The sequence below is a fragment of the Hyphomonas beringensis genome (genome assembly GCF_000682755.1).
In the GTDB taxonomy this organism is placed as follows: Bacteria; Pseudomonadota; Alphaproteobacteria; order Caulobacterales; family Hyphomonadaceae; genus Hyphomonas; species Hyphomonas beringensis.
In genome coordinates, this window is sequence record NZ_AWFF01000030.1 from 57893 (window position 1) to 76586 (window position 18694).

The following is an 18694-nucleotide window of genomic DNA, read 5'->3' on the forward strand; positions in this document are numbered from 1 at the left end:
GATCTACCCGGTTATCTCTTCTACGCGCGCGCGGACAGCACCGAGATTGGGCTCAATACGCTCGAACACCTCTTCCTGATCGCGCAGACCTTTAACACGGTCCGGCAGCGGGCAGTCGCGCCCCGTCGCCTCCAGAACCGTTTCAGGAAACTTCGCAGGAGAGGCCGTTGCGAGCACAACTGTCGCGACATCAGCTTTCGGCAAAGACCGCGCGACATGCGTTCCAACAGCCGTGTGCGGACAAATGAGCCAGCCCGTTTCGGCCTCAACCCTCTTCATCTCGGCCATTGTATCGAGATTGCTGACACTTGCTGCCTTCATGCCGGAACACGCAAGCCGGCTCGTCACGTTTTCCGGCAGCACGGCCTCTCCCGACTGCGCGAAACTATTGTAGGCCGAACGCACCACATCGCTGTCACGTCCAGACAATTCAAACAGCAGGCGCTCAAAATTGGATGGAATGGAAATATCCATCGCAGGGCTCGGCGTGGAAACCGCAGCCTCTCTCGCCATAACACCTGTATTGAAAATACGCGCGAGAGAATCGTTTTCGTTCACGGCACAGACGATTTCCAGGCCACCCGTGAGCATCCCGCAGCGCGCAGCCACATAACCGGCCAGCGCATCGCCCATATTCCCGCTGGGCACCACGAACCGGATAGGCTGGGCCAGCGCAGCCTGAGCTGTCGCGTAATAAACCATCTGCGCAGCAATGCGCACCCAATTGATTGAGTTGACGCCAGAGAGGCCAACTCGCGTCACGAAATCACGATCCGAAAACAGGGATTTCACAATTGTTTGACAGGTGTCGAAATCGCTATCGAGCGCGAGATTGAAAACATTCTCTGCGCCGGTGGTCGTCATGAACAGGCGTTGCACCGGCGATATCCGCTCGAACGGGTGCAGGATGACGAGATTGGCATTCTTCGCTCCGGCAAAAGCCGCGGCCGCAGCACCGCCCGTATCGCCCGAAGTCGCGCACATGATCGTCATGCGCTGGCCCGTCTTGGCCAGCAAATGGTCATACAGCTGACCAATCAGCTGCATCGCCACATCCTTGAACGCCAGCGTCGGGCCGTGGTGCAGCTCAAGCTGCCAACTGGCCGGTCCCGTCTGGGTCAGCGGCGCAACGGATTGGTGTGCGAACGTCCCATAGGCTTTCTCGCAGAGCCCCTCTAGTTCATCCAGAGACAGGGTATCGCCCGCGAAGGCGGACAGGATACGCGCAGCAACCTGCGTATAGGTCTCGCCCGGTTTGGCCGGAGCAATGGACGGAAATGTTTCCGGGACATACAGCCCCCCATCGGGCGCCAAGCCAGCCAGGCAAGCCCCGACAAAATCAACAGGTTCAGATTGTCCCCGTGTGGAAATATACTTCACGATCCATTCCTTCCGCGTAGCCGCAAGCGGCCTTTCTGGTGATGGAAAGCCAGATACACAGCCAGCAAGGCCATGGCGAGCCCCCACCACGTAATCGCATAGCCAAAATGCCGTTGGGGCGGCAGTTGGTCATCCATTCGAAGGCGGGCAAACGGGTTGCGTCCAGCCTTCGCCCGGCCATTCTCGACCATGCGCAATGTTTGAGGTTCAAAGACATCCGGATCAATGCGGGCTGCATTCTCCGGCGACAGCAAATGCGACAGTTCCGCGGGCTTGTAGGAGTAGAAGACGCCAGAAGCGGGATGGTCCTTGCCTGCGAACGGATTTTTTCCACCCGGAGTCTTGTAGATCCCCTCCGCCGCAAATTTGAGATTGGCCCCGCAATCCGGCCCCTGGCACGGCACGGGCGGGTCGACCTGATACAACAGCTCGATCGTGGTGAAGACGATATCGTCACCGCGATCAATCGCCACCACACGGCGCCAAGCTGATGCACCATCCGCATAGGCGTAGACCATGGCCTCGCTGCCAGGCACGACACGGCCTTCCAGCATCTGCCATTCGGGCTCCATCTCATCCAGCGCCATTTTCTCGCTGAATCGGCCATACTGCCAATTCCCCAGCATGATCAGGATGACCAGACTGACCAGCGTGAACACCGTCATCACAGGATATGGCCGGAAGCTCATGGAAAACTATACCTTGAAAAAAATCAGGCCCGCCAGGCATGTCGCCGGCGGGCCTGGTGTAAATTAGCTCGTCAGCAAGGCGGCCTAGCCGCCATGGGCCAGGAACGGCACCACATAAACGAATGCAAAGAGGAAGATCCAGACGACGTCAACGAAGTGCCAGTACCAGGCAGCAAACTCAAAGCCGAGGTGCTTCTCAGCGCTCATATTGCCAGCCATCAGGCGCAGCAGGCAGACGATCAGGAAGAGCGTACCGATGACTACGTGCGCACCGTGGAAGCCCGTCGCCATAAAGAAGGCAGAGCCATACAGCGTACCGTCAAAGGTGAACTGGGCGTGCTGATATTCGAAGACCTGCAGGCAGGTGAACATCATGCCGAGCAGAATGGTCAGCAGCAGGCCAAGCTTTGCACCGGAACGGTCATCATGCTGCAGCGCGTGGTGCGCCCAGGTAACCGTCGTACCGGACAGGAGCAGGATCAGCGTGTTCATCAGCGGCAGGTGGAAGGGGTCAAAAGTCTCAACGCCTACTGGCGGCCAGTCTCTGAAGCGCGAAAGCCCTTCAGCGAAGAGCGGGTTCGCAGCATCCCAATTCGGGCCGACGCGCGCGCTGTTGAAGATAGCAAACTCAAAAAAGCTCCAGAACCAACCTGCGAAGAACATAACTTCGGAGGCGATAAACAGGATCATCCCGTAGCGAAGACCGATCATGACGACCGGCGTGTGGTCCCCGTGACGGCCTTCCTTGATGACTTCGCGCCACCAACCGAACATGACCCAGGCAACCATTGCCAGGCCAAGGGCGAGCAGCCACCAGGTGCCCTTTTCAAGGCCAAACAGGCCTTTCATGAACGTTACCCCGCCAAGCGCCGTCACAACGACAGACATAGACCCAAGCAGTGGCCAGGGTGATGGATTGACGAGATGGTAATCGTGTTTGACTTCGTCGTGAGCCATGGCCTTTTAGACCCCTCTAGAAATTCACATGAATCAGATCGCTCTTTAGCCCGCTCCGCATAGGAAACGCAACTGTATCAGCCGGGTTTGGCCGAATTCGCCGCACCTTTCACAGCGGCTTCCTTTGGCCCTGAATAGGCCGAGCTTTCAAAGAACGTGTAGCTAAGTGTTATTGTCTCCAGATTTCGCGAAACGCGATCATCCTGCATGTCTGCGGAGACAAAATAGACAACAGGCAATTTCTTGGTTTCCCCGGGCGCAATGACGCGTTCTTCAAAGCAGAAACACTCCAGCTTGTAGAAGAACGGACCAGCATAGTGCGGGGTCACATTATACGTGGCGACGACGCGGTATTCGCGATCCGTCGGGTTGGTAACCTCATAAAAGGCAAGGCCATGCTGGCCCAGCTTCAGCGTCTGATCAGATTGCAACGGACGGAAGGTCAACGGCATATCTGCGACGTTCGCGTCGAAACGGATATGCACCATCTGATCGGCCACCTTGTCAGGCGCAGCCGTCGCAATCCGGGTTGTGCCACCGAATCCGGTGACACGGCAGAATGTGTTGTAGAGCGGGTCAGCCGCAAAACCGAGGCCCAGCATGCCGCCAAAGACAGCTAGCGAAATGGCCGCGACCTGGACATTGGAAAGCTTCATTACAGATCATCCCCCGTTGGCTCATCCTGCTCCGGTTCCACCGGCGTCAGATTGGGCGGCGGAGCAGCCTGGTCAGGCTCCATGCCGGGTGGCAGCTGCATCTCTTCCTCAGCCGCCTTGTCCTTGAAATTATAGTAGAACCCGCTTTTGCTGAGGTCAGAAGATGACAGACGAATAAAGGTCACCACGCCAACCAGAATAACGAAACCCGCCAGGGCAAAACCCAGCACACGGTTACGGCTGCGGCGGGCGCGTTGCTCTTCCGCGCTCGGTATGTAGATCTCCTTGAACTGTCCTTCGTATTTGTTCTCAGGTTCAGTCATCTCAGAATACCTTCACCGGAAAATACAGCCCGAAGGCGTGCTCTACGATCAAGGCCGCAAAGACCAGGAAAAGATAGAGAATCGAAAACAGGAACATGCCCTTGGCCAGCTTCATATCAGCCGGCGCGGCGCCCTTGTCGCCTGCATGGGAACGCCAGACGCGGACAGCGTAAGACAGGAAAACAAGGCCCAACACGCCGGCAACTGCGCCATAGAGCCAACCGCCAAGACCGGTCAGAAGTGGCGTCATGGCCAGAGGCACCAGCAGAATGGTATAGAGAAGGATCTGGTTACGGGTCGCCTTTGCCCCATGCGTCACCGGCAGCATCGGCACGCCGGCCTTTTCGTACTCACCATGGGCCAGCAAGCTGAGCGCCCAGAAATGCGGCGGCGTCCAGAAGAAAATGATGGCAAACAGGATCCACGCATCCAGCGGCGTATTACCTGTCACAGCAGCCCAGCCAATGACGGGCGGAAACGCCCCTGCTCCGCCGCCGATCACAATGTTCTGCGGCGTCGAGCGCTTCAGCCACATCGTGTAGATCACGCCATAATAGAAGATGGAAAAGGCCAGCAAGCCCGCTGCGAGCCAGTTGGATGCGAGCCACATCAGCATGACGGAAACACCGCTCATGATCAGGCCCATGGCCAGTGCTTCCTCGCGCGGTACAGCGCCGGATGGGATCGGCCGCGTCGAAGTACGGGTCATGATCTGGTCGATATCGGAATCGTACCACATGTTGATTGCCCCGGCCGCGCCAGATCCAAGCGCGATGGAAAGCGTGGCAATGGCCGCCATGATCGGATTGATCGGCTGGCCGGTCACGCCAACAGCAGCCACAAGACCCGACACGGCCGTAAACACGACCAGCATCATGATGCGCGGCTTCAGCAGCTGAACATAATCACCTGCTGTGGCGTAGCGTTTCGTTTGGGATGCGGACATGTCGGTCATGGATGCTCTTGGTGAGGACTTAGAAACGAAACGGCCCATGCGCCTGTGTACGCTGGGCCGCCCCGTGTTTCATTCAGACTGGCAGGAGGGCCACGCCCTCCTCCCTTGAATTAGTGGCCACCCTTCGCAGTAACGTGCGGCAGCTCGTTATACTGGTGGAATGGCGGCGGAGATGACAGCGTCCACTCCAGGGTCGTGGCACCTTCGCCCCACGGATTGGCAACACCCTTGCGGCGGCGGATCAGTGCCTCGGCCAGGCCAACGAAGAAGACCAGAGTTGCAACCAGCGTGATCGCATAGCCGATGGAAGAGACATGGTGCCAGGTGGCGAAGCCGTCAGCATAGTCGATGTAGCGGCGCGGCATGCCTTGCAGACCTAGGAAGTGCTGCGGGAAGAACAGGACGTTAGACCCGATGAACATCAGCCAGAAGTGCAGACCACCGATAAAGCCATTGTACTTGATGCCGAACATCTTCTCGAACCAGTAGTACCAGCCCGCAAAGAGGCCGAACACGGCGCCGAGGGACAGCACGTAGTGGAAGTGTGCCACAACATAGTATGTGTCGTGCAGGGCGTGGTCGATACCGGCATTAGCCAGAACCACACCGGTCACACCGCCAACGGTGAACAGGAAGATGAAGCCGATTGCCCAGAGCATCGGAACCTTGAACTCGATGGAACCGCCCCACATCGTCGCGATCCATGAGAAGATCTTGATGCCAGTGGGAACCGCGATCACCATGGTTGCGGCCACGAAGTAGGCTTTCAGGTCAACATTCATGCCGACCGTGTACATGTGGTGCGCCCACACAACGAAGCCGATCACACCGATGGAGACCATGGCGTAGGCCATGCCGAGATAGCCGAAGATCGGCTTCTTGGAAAAGGTCGAAACGATGTGGCTGATGATGCCGAAGGCCGGCAGGATCATGATGTACACTTCAGGGTGACCGAAGAACCAGAACAGGTGCTGGAACATGACCGGGTCACCACCACCTGCCGGGTTAAAGAACTGCGAACCGAAGTTACGATCTGTCAGCAGCATCGTCAGCGCGGCAGCAAGAACCGGCAGAGACAGAAGCAGAAGAACAGCCGTGACCAGAACGCCCCATGCAAACAGCGGCATCTTGTGCAGCGTCATGCCAGGTGCGCGCATGTTCAGGATGGTCACGATGAAGTTGATGGCGCCAAGGATGGACGCGATACCCGCTGTGTGCAGCGAAAGGATCAGGACATCCATGGCCGGGCCAGGGTGACCGGTTGTGGAAGACAGCGGCGGATAGAGAACCCAGCCACCTGCAAAGCCATTACCGGCAGATCCACCTGGAACCATCATCGAGACACAGGCCAGAACAAAGGCAGCAGCCGTCAGCCAGAACGAGATATTGTTCATACGTGGGAAGGCCATGTCCGGCGCGCCGATCATCAGCGGCACGAACCAGTTGCCGAAGCCACCGATAAGGGCTGGCATGACCATGAAGAAGATCATGATCAGACCGTGATAGGTGATCACAGCGTTGTAGAAATGCTTGGCATTCTGAATGGCAACATCGCCTTCACCGGCAACGAATTGCGTCAGCACACCGATACCCGGCTCAGCCAGTTCCCAACGGATCAGACCGGACAGGGTGTAACCCACGATACCCGCGATCAGCGCGAAGATCAGGTACAGCGTACCGATATCTTTGTGGTTCGTGGAAAACAGCCACCGCTTGAAAAAGCCGGGCTTGTGATCGTGTGCGTCGTGATGGTCGAGGGCAACTTCATCCATAGGCATGGCGATTCACTCTTCTCTCAGATTACTGTTTGGCGGCGAACTTGGTCGCCTGCTCAGTGGATGCAACTTGACGAACGGAAGCGGCCGCGGCGTCATAATCGCCAGCCAGCATCAGCTCGGCCCAACGGGCATATTCTTCTTCGCTGACAACCCGAACTTCGATGGGCATGTAGGCGTGGTTTACGCCGCAAAGTTCTGAACACTGGCCGTAATAAACGCCTGGACGATCAACAAGGAACCAGCCTTCGTTCAGACGGCCCGGAATAGCGTCCGTTTTCACGCCAAAGGCCGGAACGGTCCAGGAGTGGATCACGTCAGCAGCAGCTGTGTAGTAACGGACATAGCGGCCAACCGGAATCACCATCGGGTAATCCACGGCCAAATTGCGCGGGCCCACCTTGGAGTCGGTCGACAGGCCAACCTGCAGGGGGTTTGAAACGAACTCGAGTGGATAGCCGGCATCGTCAACGATATCCGGATAGGTGTAGGTCCAGTTCCACTGGTTGCCTTGCGCCTTGATGTTCACAAAACCCTTTTCAGCCGCTTCCGGGAAGTAATTCTTGGTGTAGCGGTTATAGGCAGCCGTCTTGCCATCGGCCTGCAACTGCTTCCCCTTGCTGGTGATCTGCTCCAAATTCGGGACCACATCCTGATAGAACAGGTTCGGGAAAGACTGGCTGGCAATCGCCACCAGGATCAGGGCCGGAACCACCGTCCAGACAACCTCAACCAGAGTGTTGTGGCTGAATTTGCGCGGTTGCGGGTTCGCCTTTTTATTGTGGCGGATAATCACCCAGAGCAGCAGGCCCAGCACGAAGATCGTGATGATGGTGATGATAACCAGCACAAATCCGTGGAACTGATGAATGCGTTCCGCGATACGTGTAGCAGCGGGCTGCATACCCAGCGCGCCGTTTTGTGGTTGTTCTGCCAGCGCCGGACCAGCCAGAATGGCGGCGCACATGGCGGCAATAAGGTGTCGCACGAAGGAATCCTCGTCTCGTTGGAATCTGTGCTCCTGTATCTACAATACGTATTAGCCGCAACCTACCACTTTCCGCGCTCAATATTGTCGCAGGTTGTCGCCGGAGTGCGGCTTCTATGGTAATTTGCAATAATAACATAAAGTCACACGAAAGGCCCGACCAGCATGAAAAAGACAATAAGTCTGGCTGCGCTTGCGCTTGTCGCCGCGTCACCTGCTGCACTTGCGCAGGTCACGATCCTGGGTGGTGGTATCGCCAAGGAGTGCTTTGAAGCTGCCAAATATGAGAAGCTCAGCCCTCAAGAGGGCGAGCAAATCTGCACCCGCGCGATCGAATCAGAGGCTATGACCCCCGGTAATCGCGCCGCGACCTATACAAATCGCGGCGTCCTGCGCATGCGTGCGGCCAAGTATGACAAGGCTTTGTCCGATTACGAAACCGCCAAGAAACTGAAACCGGAAGCCGGTGAAGTTTATCTGAATGAAGGGGCGGCCTACATTTTCCTAAAGGATTATCCCAACGCGCTGGAGGCCCTGACCACTGCAATCGGCCTGCAATCAAGCGACCTGCACGCAGCCTATTACAATCGCGCGATTGCCAAAGAGAAGCTTGGCGATGTCCAGGGGGCCTATTTTGACTTTCTGAAAGCCGTGGAGCTGAAGCCGGAATGGGAGCTCGCACAGTGGCAGCTCTCCCGGTTTGAAGTCACGACAAACTGATGCGCGATCTGCGGCTTTGCCCTTGCGGGCAGCTGAGGCGTCGCGCATCTATTTGGCATGACACAAACTCCCCTGCCCTTCGACCTCGCCAAAGCTTCGCAGATTCTCTCTGATGCCACACAAGGGGCAGATGACGGCGATCTTTTCATTGAGCGCTCCCGCTCTGAAAGCTTCGTCTTTGATGATGGCCGCCTGAAATCGGCCGCCTTTGATACAGACCAGGGCTTTGGCTTGCGTGTTGTCGCAGGAGAATCAACCGGGTCCGGCTATGCCTCCGAGCTCTCCCTCGATGCCCTGAAGCGCGCCGCCAGCACGGCTTCGCAAGCCAGACGGGGACACAATGGCAAACTGGATGTCGGGCCAACCCCGATCAATCGCCGCCTCTATGAGCCGATCGACCCGACTGCTGCGCCGGACTTTTCTGTAAAGACCGGCCTGCTGGCCGAGATTGATGCATGGACCCGCGCCTATGACCCGCGCGTCGTGCAGGTTTCGGTATCGCTCGCGGGCAGTCACAAGGAAATCGACATTGTCCGCCCTGATGGCGCGACCTTCTCCGAAGTCCGCCCGCTGGTTCGACTCAATGTTTCCGTAACGCTGGAAGAGAATGGCCGCCGCGAATCCGCTGGCGCAGGCGCCGGTGGCCGCGCCGCCTATGAGGAGTGGATCCAACCGGAGCGCTGGCAGCAAATGGTCAAGCGAGCGATCCAGAAAGCGTCCGTGAATCTGCAATCCATTCCGACTCCCGCCGGCAAGATGGAAGTCGTACTCGGGCCTGGCTGGCCGGCCGTTCTGCTGCACGAGGCCGTAGGACACGGCCTGGAAGGCGACTTCAACCGCAAAGGCACCAGCGTTTATGCGGGCCGCATCGGCGAACAGGTCGCCGCGAAGGGCGTCACCGTGATCGATGATGGCAGCATTGAACAGCGCCGCGGGTCCCTGTCTTTTGATGATGAAGGCACACCGACGCAGCGAACAGTTCTGATCGAGGATGGCATTCTCAAAGGTTATATGCAGGACCGCCTGAATGCGCGCCTGATGGGCCAACAGCCGACGGGCAATGGCCGACGGGAAAGCTATGAAGCCTCCACCATGCCGCGGATGACCAACACCGTGATGCTTGGCGGCGACAAGGATCCGGAAGAAATCGTTTCCTCCATCAAGCGTGGCCTGTGGGCTGTAGACTTTGGCGGTGGTCAGGTGGACATCACCTCTGGCAATTTCGTCTTTCAGTGTACGGAAGCCTATCTGGTCGAAGATGGCAAAGTCGTCGCGCCAGTGAAGAATGCGACCCTGATTGGCCACGGGCCGACCGTGCTGCAGGATGTCACCATGATCGGCAACGACTTCGCCATGGATGACGGCGTAGGTGTGTGCGGCAAGGCCGGGCAGTCTGTTCCGGTTGGTGTCGGACAGCCAACGCTCAAAGTAGGTGCCCTGACTGTAGGCGGTGCAGGCTAAATTTACTGTTAGCCTTGGTTTCGGCTCTTGCCCGGCCTCATCAGCTTTGACACTTTGTTGCCATATTTGATTCCCTGCGCGTGCTGCGCAGGTCGTATGGAAGTTGAGTATCGTAATGACTGGCCGTTTGTCTCGCTTGCTGCTTGCAGCAACTGTTGCATCGACACTTGTATTCTCCGCCAAAGCGGACGTTGACACCCTCCCCGCCGACACGGCGCACAAGCTGGTGCAACGCGGGGAAATGATTCTGATTGATGTACGCACGCCAACCGAATGGGCGATGACCGGCATGCCGCGCGACAGCGTGGGCGCTACCCTGCAAGATGTCGACTTCCTGGCTCAGGCACGCGGCGCTGTATTGGGGGACCTGGAATATCCTGTGGCCGTGATCTGCCGATCCGGCAACCGCTCCTCTGAAGCGGCCAAGCGGCTGGCTCAGGCAGGCTTCACCCATGTTTTTGACGTCGCAGAAGGCATGACCGGCCATGAAGGTGCTGGCGATGGCTGGATCAAGCGTGGTCTGCCCACGGACCAGTTTCTACCGCCGGATCGCTAGCAACAACACTTCCCCGGAAAAATCTGACACATACAAAAAAAGGGCGGCCTGAATTGAAAGCCGCCCTTTTCATTTCAGGTCGTGAATTGTGTCTATGTCATCTCGTCGGAGACGATCGGTGACTCGTCGGGCAGGTGATCAGCCTTCATCCAATGCTTGATGATTGGCGAGATCAGCAACATCAGAACGCCGATCCCCATCGCGATGTAACCAACGCTGGAATAGACGCTCGCATAGGTCGCTTTCGCTGCAACCACATCCGTGATCTGTCCACCAATCGTTTCCGCACCCGTGCCCCGAGCGATGATCCCGGCGAGATAGTTCGACAGGCCGGAATAGAGGAACCACGCTCCCATCGTCATGCCGACAACACGAGCAGGCGCCATCTTGGTCACAGCGGCCAAGCCGACCGGTGAAACCATCAGTTCGCCCATCGTGTGCACCCAGTAGATCAGGAAGATGAAATACACTGCCGTCAGCCCAGCCGATCCAGATGCGCCAATGCCTGCCACCAGTGACAAGAAGCCCAGACCCGCAAGGAATACGCCAACCGCGAACTTCACGGGCGTCGACGGCTCAAGCTTCCGCTTCGCTAGCACGATCCACAACCATGCTAGGATCGGCGCAAAGATCACGATGTAACCTGCATTCAGCGCCTGAAAGACAGGGGCTGGTACTTCGACACCGAACATCGTCTTGTCGACCAGACGGTCCGTGAACAAGTTCAGCGACGAACCGGCCTGTTCGAACAGCGCCCAGAACGGAATTTGCGCCAGCACGAAATAGATCGCCGCGAACATGCGGTTACGTTCTTTGCCCTGCAGGGTCAGGAAGCTGTAGGCGACAAGACCGATAAACACAATCACGCCAAGAGCGCCGACAAACCCGTCCGGAATGATGTCTGCATTCATCACAATCAGCATCGCCACAGCGATAATCACCAAGCCGGTCAAATAGCAGGCCAGTTCCACATTGATCGGCCCCAGGAAAGGTTTCTTCAGCGTCTCAGGGTTCGGTGGCTCAGCTTTCCCGTCGAGGTATTTCTGCCCCCAGATGAAGACAACCAAACCCGCTGCCATGCCGATGCCGGCTAAGCCGAAGCCCCATGCCCAGCCATAAACGATACCGAGAATGCCGCAGGAGATCGAGCTGAGCAATGAGCCCAGATTGATGCCCATATAGAACAGAGTGAAGCCCGAATCCCGCCGCGGATCATCAAACTCATACAGCGCCCCGACAATGGTCGAGATATTGGCTTTTAGATAACCAACACCTGCAATGATCAAGGCGAGCGACAGGAACAGGATCATAACGAATAATGGCTGCTGCTCGATCCGCGTGTCATATTTACCGTCCAGCACTTCGCGGATAACCGGCACATCCGCCGTTTCCTTCGCATCCGTGGCCGTTTCGAGAATGTGGATATTGGACTCCGTGACGATCGGATAGAGCTGCCCGTTGATCTCAACCTGCTTGACGCCATCACCGGAGATGGTGACTGGATAGGTCTCTTCGCCCCAGACGAAGTCGGTACGGGGTTCAGGACCGGCACATCCCGCTCCAACCAAACCACAGAGATTCTGCACGAGGCCCCGGCGGACTTCCCGGATCACATAATCGCCCTGACCGTCATCATTGAGCGGCATGAGGCGCTTACCGTCCACATCGACGAATGTGACTGAGTCGAATACCAAGCGACGTTCTTGGCCTTCATATTCGACGAACAGTTTCCGATTCGAGCCGCGTCCTGAATCTGAGATTTCGATCTCTTGCCCATCGAACTGCAGGTATTCCTTCGAACCCGATCCCTCGAACGCCATGCCGAAATGGCCGAGACACAGCAGAATTGCACCGAATGTCACAGCCTTACGCTGCCCAAGGTACCTGTCAGCCAGCGTACCGCCGATGATCGTCATGACGTAGACCAGCGCCGTATATGCGCCATACATCACAGCCGACCGCTCGTCCGAAAACAGGAAATGCTGCGTCAGATACAGGATCAGCAGGCCGCGCATCCCGTAATAGGAAAAGCGTTCCCACATTTCGGTGAAGAACAGGATGGCCAGCCCCTTCGGATGGCCAAAAAACGACGCATCGCGGGGCTTTCCCGCAGTATTATCTGTGGCGATATCTGTCACGCGTTCAACTCCCCAGAAACTCGTGCTGCGGCACAGTTTGACCACGGCCCTGTCACACCGACAAGGCAGCATCTGCCAATTTTAGGACTCTCGGCGGGAAATCTATCCCCTAATACGCCTCCTCGACGAAAACGGGACGCACGTCGCATGCCCATTTGCCGTAATAGCGTTCCAGCAGACGCTCGGCAGGCGTAATGCCTGTTTGGGCAATAAGATCCAGCTCTGACAGGTAACCGGTCTCATCATCCCCAGAGACGGAGAGCTTGGCCCGGCGCTTCAGGCCAGCGCGAGATAGTTCCAGCACATCCTTCGCCATATCCTGCAGCGTGCGACCGCCCGGAATCGGGGCTTTCAGACCCAGCGTACGAACACTCTGGCGCAGCGCTTCGCGCTCGGCGGCAGACCAGTCCTTCACCATGTCCCAGGCGGCATCGATGCTGTCAGAGCAATAAAGCAGCCCTGTCCAGAATGCAGAGAACGCGCAGAGACGGCTCCAAGGGCCGGCATCCGAACCGCGCATTTCCAGGAATTGCTTCAGGCGCACTTCCGGGAAAATTGTCGAAAGATGGTCAGCAAAATCATCCATGGCCGGCTTTTCACCTGGCAGGATCGGCAGCTTGCCATCCATGAAGTCCCGGAACGAAAGCCCGCTCGCATCGAGATACTTGCCGCCCCTGCGCACGAAGTACATCGGCACATCCAGCGCGTAATCGACATAGCGCTCGAAGCCGAAGCCATCCTCGAATACGAACGGCAACATGCCCGTCCGGTCCGGATCCGTATCGGTCCAAATCTGCGAACGGTAGGACAGGAAGCCATTCGGCCGACCTTCCATGAAAGGAGAGTTCGCAAACAGCGCGGTGCCAAGCGGCTGCAAGGCCAGCGCCACGCGGAACTTCTTCACCATGTCGGCTTCAGAACTGAAATCGAGGTTCGACTGAACCGTGCAGGTGCGGAACATCATCTGGCGGCCAAGGCGACCGACCTTGTCCATATATTCCATCATGATCTTGTAGCGGCCCTTGGGCATGACGGGCGTCTCGCTGAGGCTCCACAGCGGGCTCGCGCCCAGGCCCAGGAAGGCCACGCCAAGAGGATCAGCAATCTGGCGCACTTCCTTGAGGTGCTGGCCCACCTCGTTGCAGGTCTCGTGCATCGTCTCCAGAGGCGCGCCCGATAGCTCGAACTGGCCGCCCGGCTCAAGCGAGACACTCGCGCCGTCCTTTTTAAGACCAATCAGATGACCGCCCTCCTCGATGGGCTGCCAGCCAAAGCGATCTCTCAAACCTTCAAGGATGGAAAGAACGGACGCCTCTCCATCATAAGGCAGCGGCCTAAGACCATCGCGCAAAAAGCCGAACTTCTCGTGCTCGGTTCCGACCCGCCATTCGGCCGCCGGCTTGCTTCCAGCTTCAAGAAATTCAACGAGTTCCGATTTCCCGGAAATGCGAACGGAGGACTCATCGATGTCCGACGTGGGCGTGGTCACAACGAAAGGCTCCCTCAAACTCCTGATGACAGTGCACATAGGGATGTTTCATCCGAGCGCCAACCGGGTTATTCTGATAACTTGGTTTAGAACTCTGGAAGTATGCATGTCGCGATTGACCACAGAAGAGCGTGATGACCTGAAACTCTGGGCACGAATCCATGTGCGCGGTGGGTATGAACCTGTGGAAGAAATCGAAGAAATTCTTCTCGATCTCTCGGAGGAATTCGATTCTCCACTTTCGGAGCGCGATCGGCAGACCGAAGTACGGTCCGCTGTGATTCAGGCAATCGAAGTCTTGAGAGAGGAACAGGTCGGCTGGCCCGTCCTGACTGATTTTGACCGGCTGGAACTCGCTTTTGACATGCTGGAAGACAAGGACATCGTCGCCCGCCAGAACTTCACCTGCTGCGGCACCTGCGGCGCGTCAGAGATCGGCATCGAAATCGAGGATTTCGAATCCTATGGCCGCGCGGCCCGTGGTTATGTGTTCTTCCATCAGCAGGATACCGAGAGCGCTGTCGAGACAGGCAACCTTTATCTCAGCTATGGCGCAGCCAATAATAATGCCGATGTCGTCTTCCTGGATATTGGTCAGGAAATCCATGACACGCTGAAAGCCGTTGGCCTGAACGTTCACTGGGATGGCCAGCTGGAACACCGTATCGGTGTCACTATGGATTGGCAGAGACGCTGGGAAGGCGCGATCCCGAAGCCAATGAAACGCTGGCCCTTCTAGGCCTCGCTCCAGTCTCCACAAATCGCCTGCCAGAGTGTCAGCGCTGATACGACCGCTGTCTCAGCGCGCAGAATCCTCGGTCCCAGGCTGACGGGCTGGGTCCCTTCCCGGCTCCGCAAATGAGCACGCTCTTCCGGACTGAACCCACCTTCCGGACCAATCAGGATCGCCGCCGGCTGACCCTTCAGCGATCCGATTACGGACGCGGCAGATCTGGCCCGACCAATCTCGCCGCCCCAAGGCTTGCCCTCTTCGTCACCGGCCTCATCGCAAAAGATCACCACTGTTCCAGACGGCAGCGCATCAAGCGCCTTGTCGAGGCCTGTCAGCTCATGGATGTCCGGCAGATCCAGCCGCTCGGTCTGCTCGGCCGCCTCCAGGGCAATCTTGTTGAACCGGTCCAGTCGCACTGTGCGGGTTTGCGTGAACTGAGTCACAACAGGCTGGATCGTCTGGACCCCAAGTTCTGTCGCCTTTTCGACGATGAAATCCGTCTCTGATTTCTTTACCGGCGCAAAGAGCAGCGTGAGCGGTGGTGCCTCTGTTCCAGTTTGCGGCCGCATCTGCTCCACAGGCATCAGAATCGCCTGCTTGCCTTCCGGCGCCGCCAGCTCAGCCAGCCATTCGCCATCACGGCCATTGAACACACGCACCTTGTCGCCCTGCGACAGGCGCATCACACGCAGAAGGTATTTCGAGGCTTCATCATCCAGCCGGACTTCGGCGTCAGGCTTTAGATCAGCTTTTATATACAGTCGGGGTTGGGAACTCATGCTGGCGATATACCTTAAAAGAGCAGGAAGTTAAGCAAGAGGTGAACATGTCAGACCAGACGGTAAAATCGGTAAACCCGGCAACGGAAGTTCTCATTGAAGAGTTTTCGCCCTTCACCGATCCCATGATCGACTCTGCGATCACCAAATCCGACGACTGCTTCACCGAATGGCGCAAGACCAGTTTTGAGCGCCGGGCCGAATTGATGAACAAGGCCGCAGACGTCCTGGACCAGAATGCTGAGCGCTATGCCCGCCAGATGACGGCAGAGATGGGCAAACCGCTCAGCCAGGCCAAAGCAGAAGTCGAAAAATGCGCCTGGGTCTGCCGACACTATGCCGAGCATGCCGAGGAATATCTCTCTGACGAGCCCATGGAAAGCGGTGGCCAGAAGGCCTATGTGCGGCACCTGCCTCTTGGCCCTGTCCTTGCGGTCATGCCCTGGAACTATCCGTTCTGGCAGGTCTTCCGCTTTGCAGCACCTACCCTGATGGCCGGCAATACCGGGCTGTTGAAACATGCCTCCAATGTCTGGCGCTCTGCGTTGAACATCGAGGAAGTCTTCCGGGAGGCAGGATTTCCGGACGGGTGCTTCCAGACCCTGCTGATTGGCTCCGGCGCTGTGGAGCGCATCATCGAGGACAGGCGCGTCAAGGCCGTGACACTGACAGGCTCCGGCCCGGCGGGCCAATCCGTCGCGGCCACAGCGGGCAAACAGCTGAAGCCTTCTCTGCTGGAGCTTGGCGGATCGGACGCCTTCCTCATCATGCCATCTGCAGACCTTGAAAAAGCACTGGATACGGCCGTGACGGCGCGCACGCAGAACAATGGGCAATCCTGCATCGCCGCGAAGCGTTTCTTCGTGCACGCCGACATCTTTGACACCTTCAAGGAAGGTTTTGAAGCCCGCTTTGAAGCCCTGAAAGTCGGCGCCCCAATGAGCGATGAGACGGATGTCGGTCCCCTCGCCACAGGCCAGATCCGAGACGAACTGGCCGAGCAGGTGGAGAAATCCACGCAAGCTGGCGCAAAGGCTTTCTATGCCGGCGCAGGCCTTCCGGAGAAAGGCTATTGGTTTGACCCGGCCATTCTTTATGACGCCCCGGACGGCAGCCCCTCTGCCGATGAAGAAATGTTCGGCCCCGTCGCCAATGTCTGGAAGGTAGACAGTCTGGAAGACGCGATCGCCCGCGCCAATCGCAGCATCTATGGGCTGGGTTCCGCCATCTTCACACAGGATGAAGACGAAATGGACGTGGCCATCGACCAGCTTGAAGCTGGCGCGACGTTCATCAATGCGATGACCGCCTCTGACCCGCGCCTGCCCTTCGGCGGGATCAAGCAATCGGGCTATGGCCGGGAACTTTCGGCTGACGGCATCAAGGCCTTTGTGAACCGCAAGACCGTGTACCTTGCCTGAGCAACTGCAGACGGAATTCGCCCAAAACGGGTGAATGGCTGTTGGATGCGCGGTTTTTCGGTATAAGCCGCAGCGATGGACGAAGATACGCGCAAGATACCGGCGGACAGCGCCCTTCCCGGCTGGCTTTCGAGCCTGCCGGATAGCTGGCGCCCCTATGCCATGCTGGCCCGGTGGGACCGGCCTGTGGGCATATGGCTGCTTTACCTGCCATGCATCATTGGCCTTGCCTTCCAACGGCTGGCGTCTGGCGTCTATATCGCGGACATCGCCTGGGTTTTGCTCTTCCTGATCGGTGCCACGGCCATGCGCGGCGCGGGCTGCACCTGGAACGACATCACTGACCGCGACATTGATGGCAGTGTCAGCCGCACGGCCCAGCGCCCCTTGCCATCTGGCGCGGTCACCCTGCGCCAGGCTTATATGTTTCTGGCCGCGCAATTGCTGGTCGGCTTGATCGTCTGGATCTGCCTGCCGCTGGACGCAAAGATTGTTGCCCTCCTCTCAATACCTCTTGTTGGGGCCTATCCCTTCATGAAGCGCGTCACCTGGTGGCCTCAGGCCTGGCTGGGCATGACCTTCAATTGGGGCGTACTGGTAGGTGCCGCGACGGCCAGCATCATCACGCCCCAAGTGATCGTGCTGTATGTCGGCCTGATCCTGTGGACGATTGCCTATGACACAATCTACGCCCTGCAGGACCGTGAAGACGATGCGCTGATCGGCGTGCGCTCGACCGCCCGCCTGTTTGGGAAGCGCGCCGTCCTGATCAGCTTTTGCTTCCATATGGGGTCTGCCGCCCTGATCGCGCTGGCCGCATCCCTGAATGGCGCAGGCCGGGTGGGCGCGGCGACGGCGCTGGCCTTCCTGATACATGGCATCTGGCAAACGGCGCGCCTGAAATCCACACAGGAACGCGCGGCCCTCGCCGTGTTCAAATCCAATGTCTGGGCGGGCGCCATCATCGCTATCGGGTTCGCTTTCTCTGCGATGCTGCCAGAATCAAAACCCAAATCCCTGTTTGCTCACCATGAGATTGTACCCGAAGGCCCCTCCAGCGAGATGAAATTGCCTTTTGGGCTGGAGCTGAAGCGGCACGTACATTCCCCCGCAGACAAGGGCGAAACATGGTTTGCCAGCGATACGATCCGCGCCCTGAAGCGCGAAGGTGTGATCCCGCCAGACGAGGTGGCCCCCGATTCTGACGAGTAGGATGCTTCTTTGCAGTCCTATGAAGGTGGCTCCTGCCCTACGCTTGCGCTTGGGCCTGCCTCTGGAAATCGATTCACTGGATCGATTTCTTTCCCTCGGCAGCACCAAAAGCCGGACTGGCCGAAACCATCCGGGTTCGCTGATACTACCTTGCCCCTTCACAAGAGCCGTGCGCGGCGGGCGCCGTGGCGCTCCGCCTGAAGTGAATAAAGGCTACGGAATGGAGCGTTACCGCCCGCCGCGCCGGTCAGGAGTTTTGGCGAGATATGCTCAACATACCCCAAGGTCCCGGGTCTTCTGAGCGAGCGTACAGCAAACGGAGCATCCGGGCTTTTTACCCGAGACATCCATCTGGAGGGCAAGCCCCCGTACGCCCGACGAGGTGGAAATGCCCAACCGGCTTTCACCGGCTCACCCTGGCCTGACCTGCCTAGGCACCGAGGGGACCGTCTCTCCCCCCAG

At 58.0% G+C, this 18694-nt stretch carries 17 protein-coding genes; 6 read left to right on the plus strand and 11 right to left on the minus strand.

What is annotated here, in order from left to right:
- Positions 1 to 3: 3 nt before the first annotated feature.
- From thrC to HY29_RS06175, 8 genes are all read right to left on the minus strand, one after another.
- Entirely contained in the window at positions 4 to 1380 is a 1377-nt protein-coding gene (thrC, locus tag HY29_RS06140; protein WP_034794168.1) for a threonine synthase, read from the minus strand.
- Positions 1377 to 2069, minus strand: coding sequence for an SURF1 family cytochrome oxidase biogenesis protein (locus HY29_RS06145; RefSeq protein WP_034794170.1), 693 nt, complete (start codon positions 2067 to 2069; stop codon positions 1377 to 1379). Before HY29_RS06145 ends, thrC begins: the two co-directional genes overlap by 4 nt.
- An 84-nt stretch (positions 2070 to 2153) precedes the next feature.
- Positions 2154 to 3026: a cytochrome c oxidase subunit 3 gene (locus tag HY29_RS06150; protein ID WP_034794171.1), complete on the minus strand. Its 873-nt coding sequence runs from the start codon at positions 3024 to 3026 to the stop codon at positions 2154 to 2156.
- A gap of 77 nt (positions 3027 to 3103) precedes the next feature.
- The gene (locus HY29_RS06155; protein WP_034794172.1) at positions 3104 to 3682 is read right to left on the minus strand and encodes a cytochrome c oxidase assembly protein; all 579 of its coding nucleotides are present in this window, start codon (positions 3680 to 3682) and stop codon (positions 3104 to 3106) included.
- Positions 3682 to 4005 carry a hypothetical protein gene (locus HY29_RS06160; RefSeq protein ID WP_034794173.1) on the minus strand — a complete coding sequence of 108 codons (324 nt, stop codon included), beginning with the start codon at positions 4003 to 4005 and terminating at the stop codon, positions 3682 to 3684. The genes HY29_RS06155 and HY29_RS06160 overlap by 1 nt, the downstream gene beginning before the upstream one ends.
- Before the next feature lies 1 nt (position 4006).
- On the minus strand, positions 4007 to 4960 hold the full coding sequence (locus tag HY29_RS06165) for a heme o synthase (protein ID WP_034794174.1): 954 nt from the start codon (positions 4958 to 4960) through the stop codon (positions 4007 to 4009).
- Positions 4961 to 5070: 110 nt separating this feature from the next.
- Entirely contained in the window at positions 5071 to 6738 is a 1668-nt protein-coding gene (gene ctaD / locus HY29_RS06170) for a cytochrome c oxidase subunit I (RefSeq protein WP_206741934.1), read from the minus strand.
- A gap of 22 nt (positions 6739 to 6760) precedes the next feature.
- Positions 6761 to 7723 (minus strand): cytochrome c oxidase subunit II, encoded by a 963-nt coding sequence (locus HY29_RS06175; RefSeq protein WP_034794176.1) that lies wholly within the window; start codon positions 7721 to 7723, stop codon positions 6761 to 6763.
- A gap of 165 nt (positions 7724 to 7888) precedes the next feature.
- Between HY29_RS06175 and HY29_RS06180 the strand changes: the two genes are divergently transcribed.
- From HY29_RS06180 to HY29_RS06190, 3 genes are all read left to right on the plus strand, one after another.
- The gene (locus HY29_RS06180) at positions 7889 to 8443 is read left to right on the plus strand and encodes a tetratricopeptide repeat protein (RefSeq protein WP_034794177.1); all 555 of its coding nucleotides are present in this window, start codon (positions 7889 to 7891) and stop codon (positions 8441 to 8443) included.
- Between the two features lie 57 nt (positions 8444 to 8500).
- Positions 8501 to 9904: a metalloprotease TldD gene (gene tldD, locus HY29_RS06185; protein WP_034794181.1), complete on the plus strand. Its 1404-nt coding sequence runs from the start codon at positions 8501 to 8503 to the stop codon at positions 9902 to 9904.
- Between the two features lie 115 nt (positions 9905 to 10019).
- Entirely contained in the window at positions 10020 to 10460 is a 441-nt protein-coding gene (locus tag HY29_RS06190; RefSeq protein ID WP_034794184.1) for a rhodanese-like domain-containing protein, read from the plus strand.
- Between the two features lie 92 nt (positions 10461 to 10552).
- Here HY29_RS06190 and HY29_RS06195 read toward each other — a convergent pair whose 3' ends face one another.
- Both HY29_RS06195 and HY29_RS06200 read right to left on the minus strand, forming a co-directional pair.
- On the minus strand, positions 10553 to 12598 hold the full coding sequence (locus HY29_RS06195; protein WP_241765146.1) for a peptide MFS transporter: 2046 nt from the start codon (positions 12596 to 12598) through the stop codon (positions 10553 to 10555).
- A gap of 109 nt (positions 12599 to 12707) precedes the next feature.
- Positions 12708 to 14087: a glutamate--cysteine ligase gene (locus tag HY29_RS06200; RefSeq protein ID WP_034794187.1), complete on the minus strand. Its 1380-nt coding sequence runs from the start codon at positions 14085 to 14087 to the stop codon at positions 12708 to 12710.
- A gap of 106 nt (positions 14088 to 14193) precedes the next feature.
- Between HY29_RS06200 and HY29_RS06205 the strand changes: the two genes are divergently transcribed.
- Positions 14194 to 14826 carry a DUF6891 domain-containing protein gene (locus HY29_RS06205; RefSeq protein WP_051601199.1) on the plus strand — a complete coding sequence of 211 codons (633 nt, stop codon included), beginning with the start codon at positions 14194 to 14196 and terminating at the stop codon, positions 14824 to 14826.
- Here the strand turns inward: HY29_RS06205 and HY29_RS06210 are convergent.
- Positions 14823 to 15599, minus strand: a complete 777-nt coding sequence (locus HY29_RS06210; protein ID WP_034794189.1) for a 16S rRNA (uracil(1498)-N(3))-methyltransferase — start codon at positions 15597 to 15599, stop codon at positions 14823 to 14825. The two genes, HY29_RS06205 and HY29_RS06210, sit on opposite strands and share 4 nt — an antisense overlap.
- A gap of 47 nt (positions 15600 to 15646) precedes the next feature.
- On the opposite strand from HY29_RS06210, the gene HY29_RS06215 reads away from it, so the two are divergent.
- Positions 15647 to 17020 (plus strand): NAD-dependent succinate-semialdehyde dehydrogenase, encoded by a 1374-nt coding sequence (locus HY29_RS06215; protein WP_034794193.1) that lies wholly within the window; start codon positions 15647 to 15649, stop codon positions 17018 to 17020.
- A gap of 75 nt (positions 17021 to 17095) precedes the next feature.
- Positions 17096 to 18232: a 4-hydroxybenzoate octaprenyltransferase gene (gene ubiA, locus HY29_RS06220; protein ID WP_051601200.1), complete on the plus strand. Its 1137-nt coding sequence runs from the start codon at positions 17096 to 17098 to the stop codon at positions 18230 to 18232.
- Positions 18233 to 18694: the final 462 nt, after the last annotated feature.

What these genes read in the sequence shown, in the direction of transcription:
- tldD (WP_034794181.1), top strand. Translation starts at nt 8,501, where the DNA reads ATGACACAAACTCCCCTGCCCTTCGACCTCGCCAAAGCTTCGCAGATT.
- HY29_RS06190 (WP_034794184.1), top strand. Translation starts at nt 10,020, where the DNA reads ATGACTGGCCGTTTGTCTCGCTTGCTGCTTGCAGCAACTGTTGCATCG.
- HY29_RS06210 (WP_034794189.1), bottom strand. Translation starts at nt 15,599, where the DNA reads ATGAGTTCCCAACCCCGACTGTATATAAAAGCTGATCTAAAGCCTGAC.
- ctaD (WP_206741934.1), bottom strand. Translation starts at nt 6,738, where the DNA reads ATGCCTATGGATGAAGTTGCCCTCGACCATCACGACGCACACGATCAC.
- HY29_RS06215 (WP_034794193.1), top strand. Translation starts at nt 15,647, where the DNA reads ATGTCAGACCAGACGGTAAAATCGGTAAACCCGGCAACGGAAGTTCTC.
- HY29_RS06150 (WP_034794171.1), bottom strand. Translation starts at nt 3,026, where the DNA reads ATGGCTCACGACGAAGTCAAACACGATTACCATCTCGTCAATCCATCA.
- ubiA (WP_051601200.1), top strand. Translation starts at nt 17,096, where the DNA reads ATGGACGAAGATACGCGCAAGATACCGGCGGACAGCGCCCTTCCCGGC.
- HY29_RS06165 (WP_034794174.1), bottom strand. Translation starts at nt 4,960, where the DNA reads ATGACCGACATGTCCGCATCCCAAACGAAACGCTACGCCACAGCAGGT.
- HY29_RS06180 (WP_034794177.1), top strand. Translation starts at nt 7,889, where the DNA reads ATGAAAAAGACAATAAGTCTGGCTGCGCTTGCGCTTGTCGCCGCGTCA.
- HY29_RS06145 (WP_034794170.1), bottom strand. Translation starts at nt 2,069, where the DNA reads ATGAGCTTCCGGCCATATCCTGTGATGACGGTGTTCACGCTGGTCAGT.
- HY29_RS06205 (WP_051601199.1), top strand. Translation starts at nt 14,194, where the DNA reads ATGTCGCGATTGACCACAGAAGAGCGTGATGACCTGAAACTCTGGGCA.
- HY29_RS06155 (WP_034794172.1), bottom strand. Translation starts at nt 3,682, where the DNA reads ATGAAGCTTTCCAATGTCCAGGTCGCGGCCATTTCGCTAGCTGTCTTT.
- HY29_RS06160 (WP_034794173.1), bottom strand. Translation starts at nt 4,005, where the DNA reads ATGACTGAACCTGAGAACAAATACGAAGGACAGTTCAAGGAGATCTAC.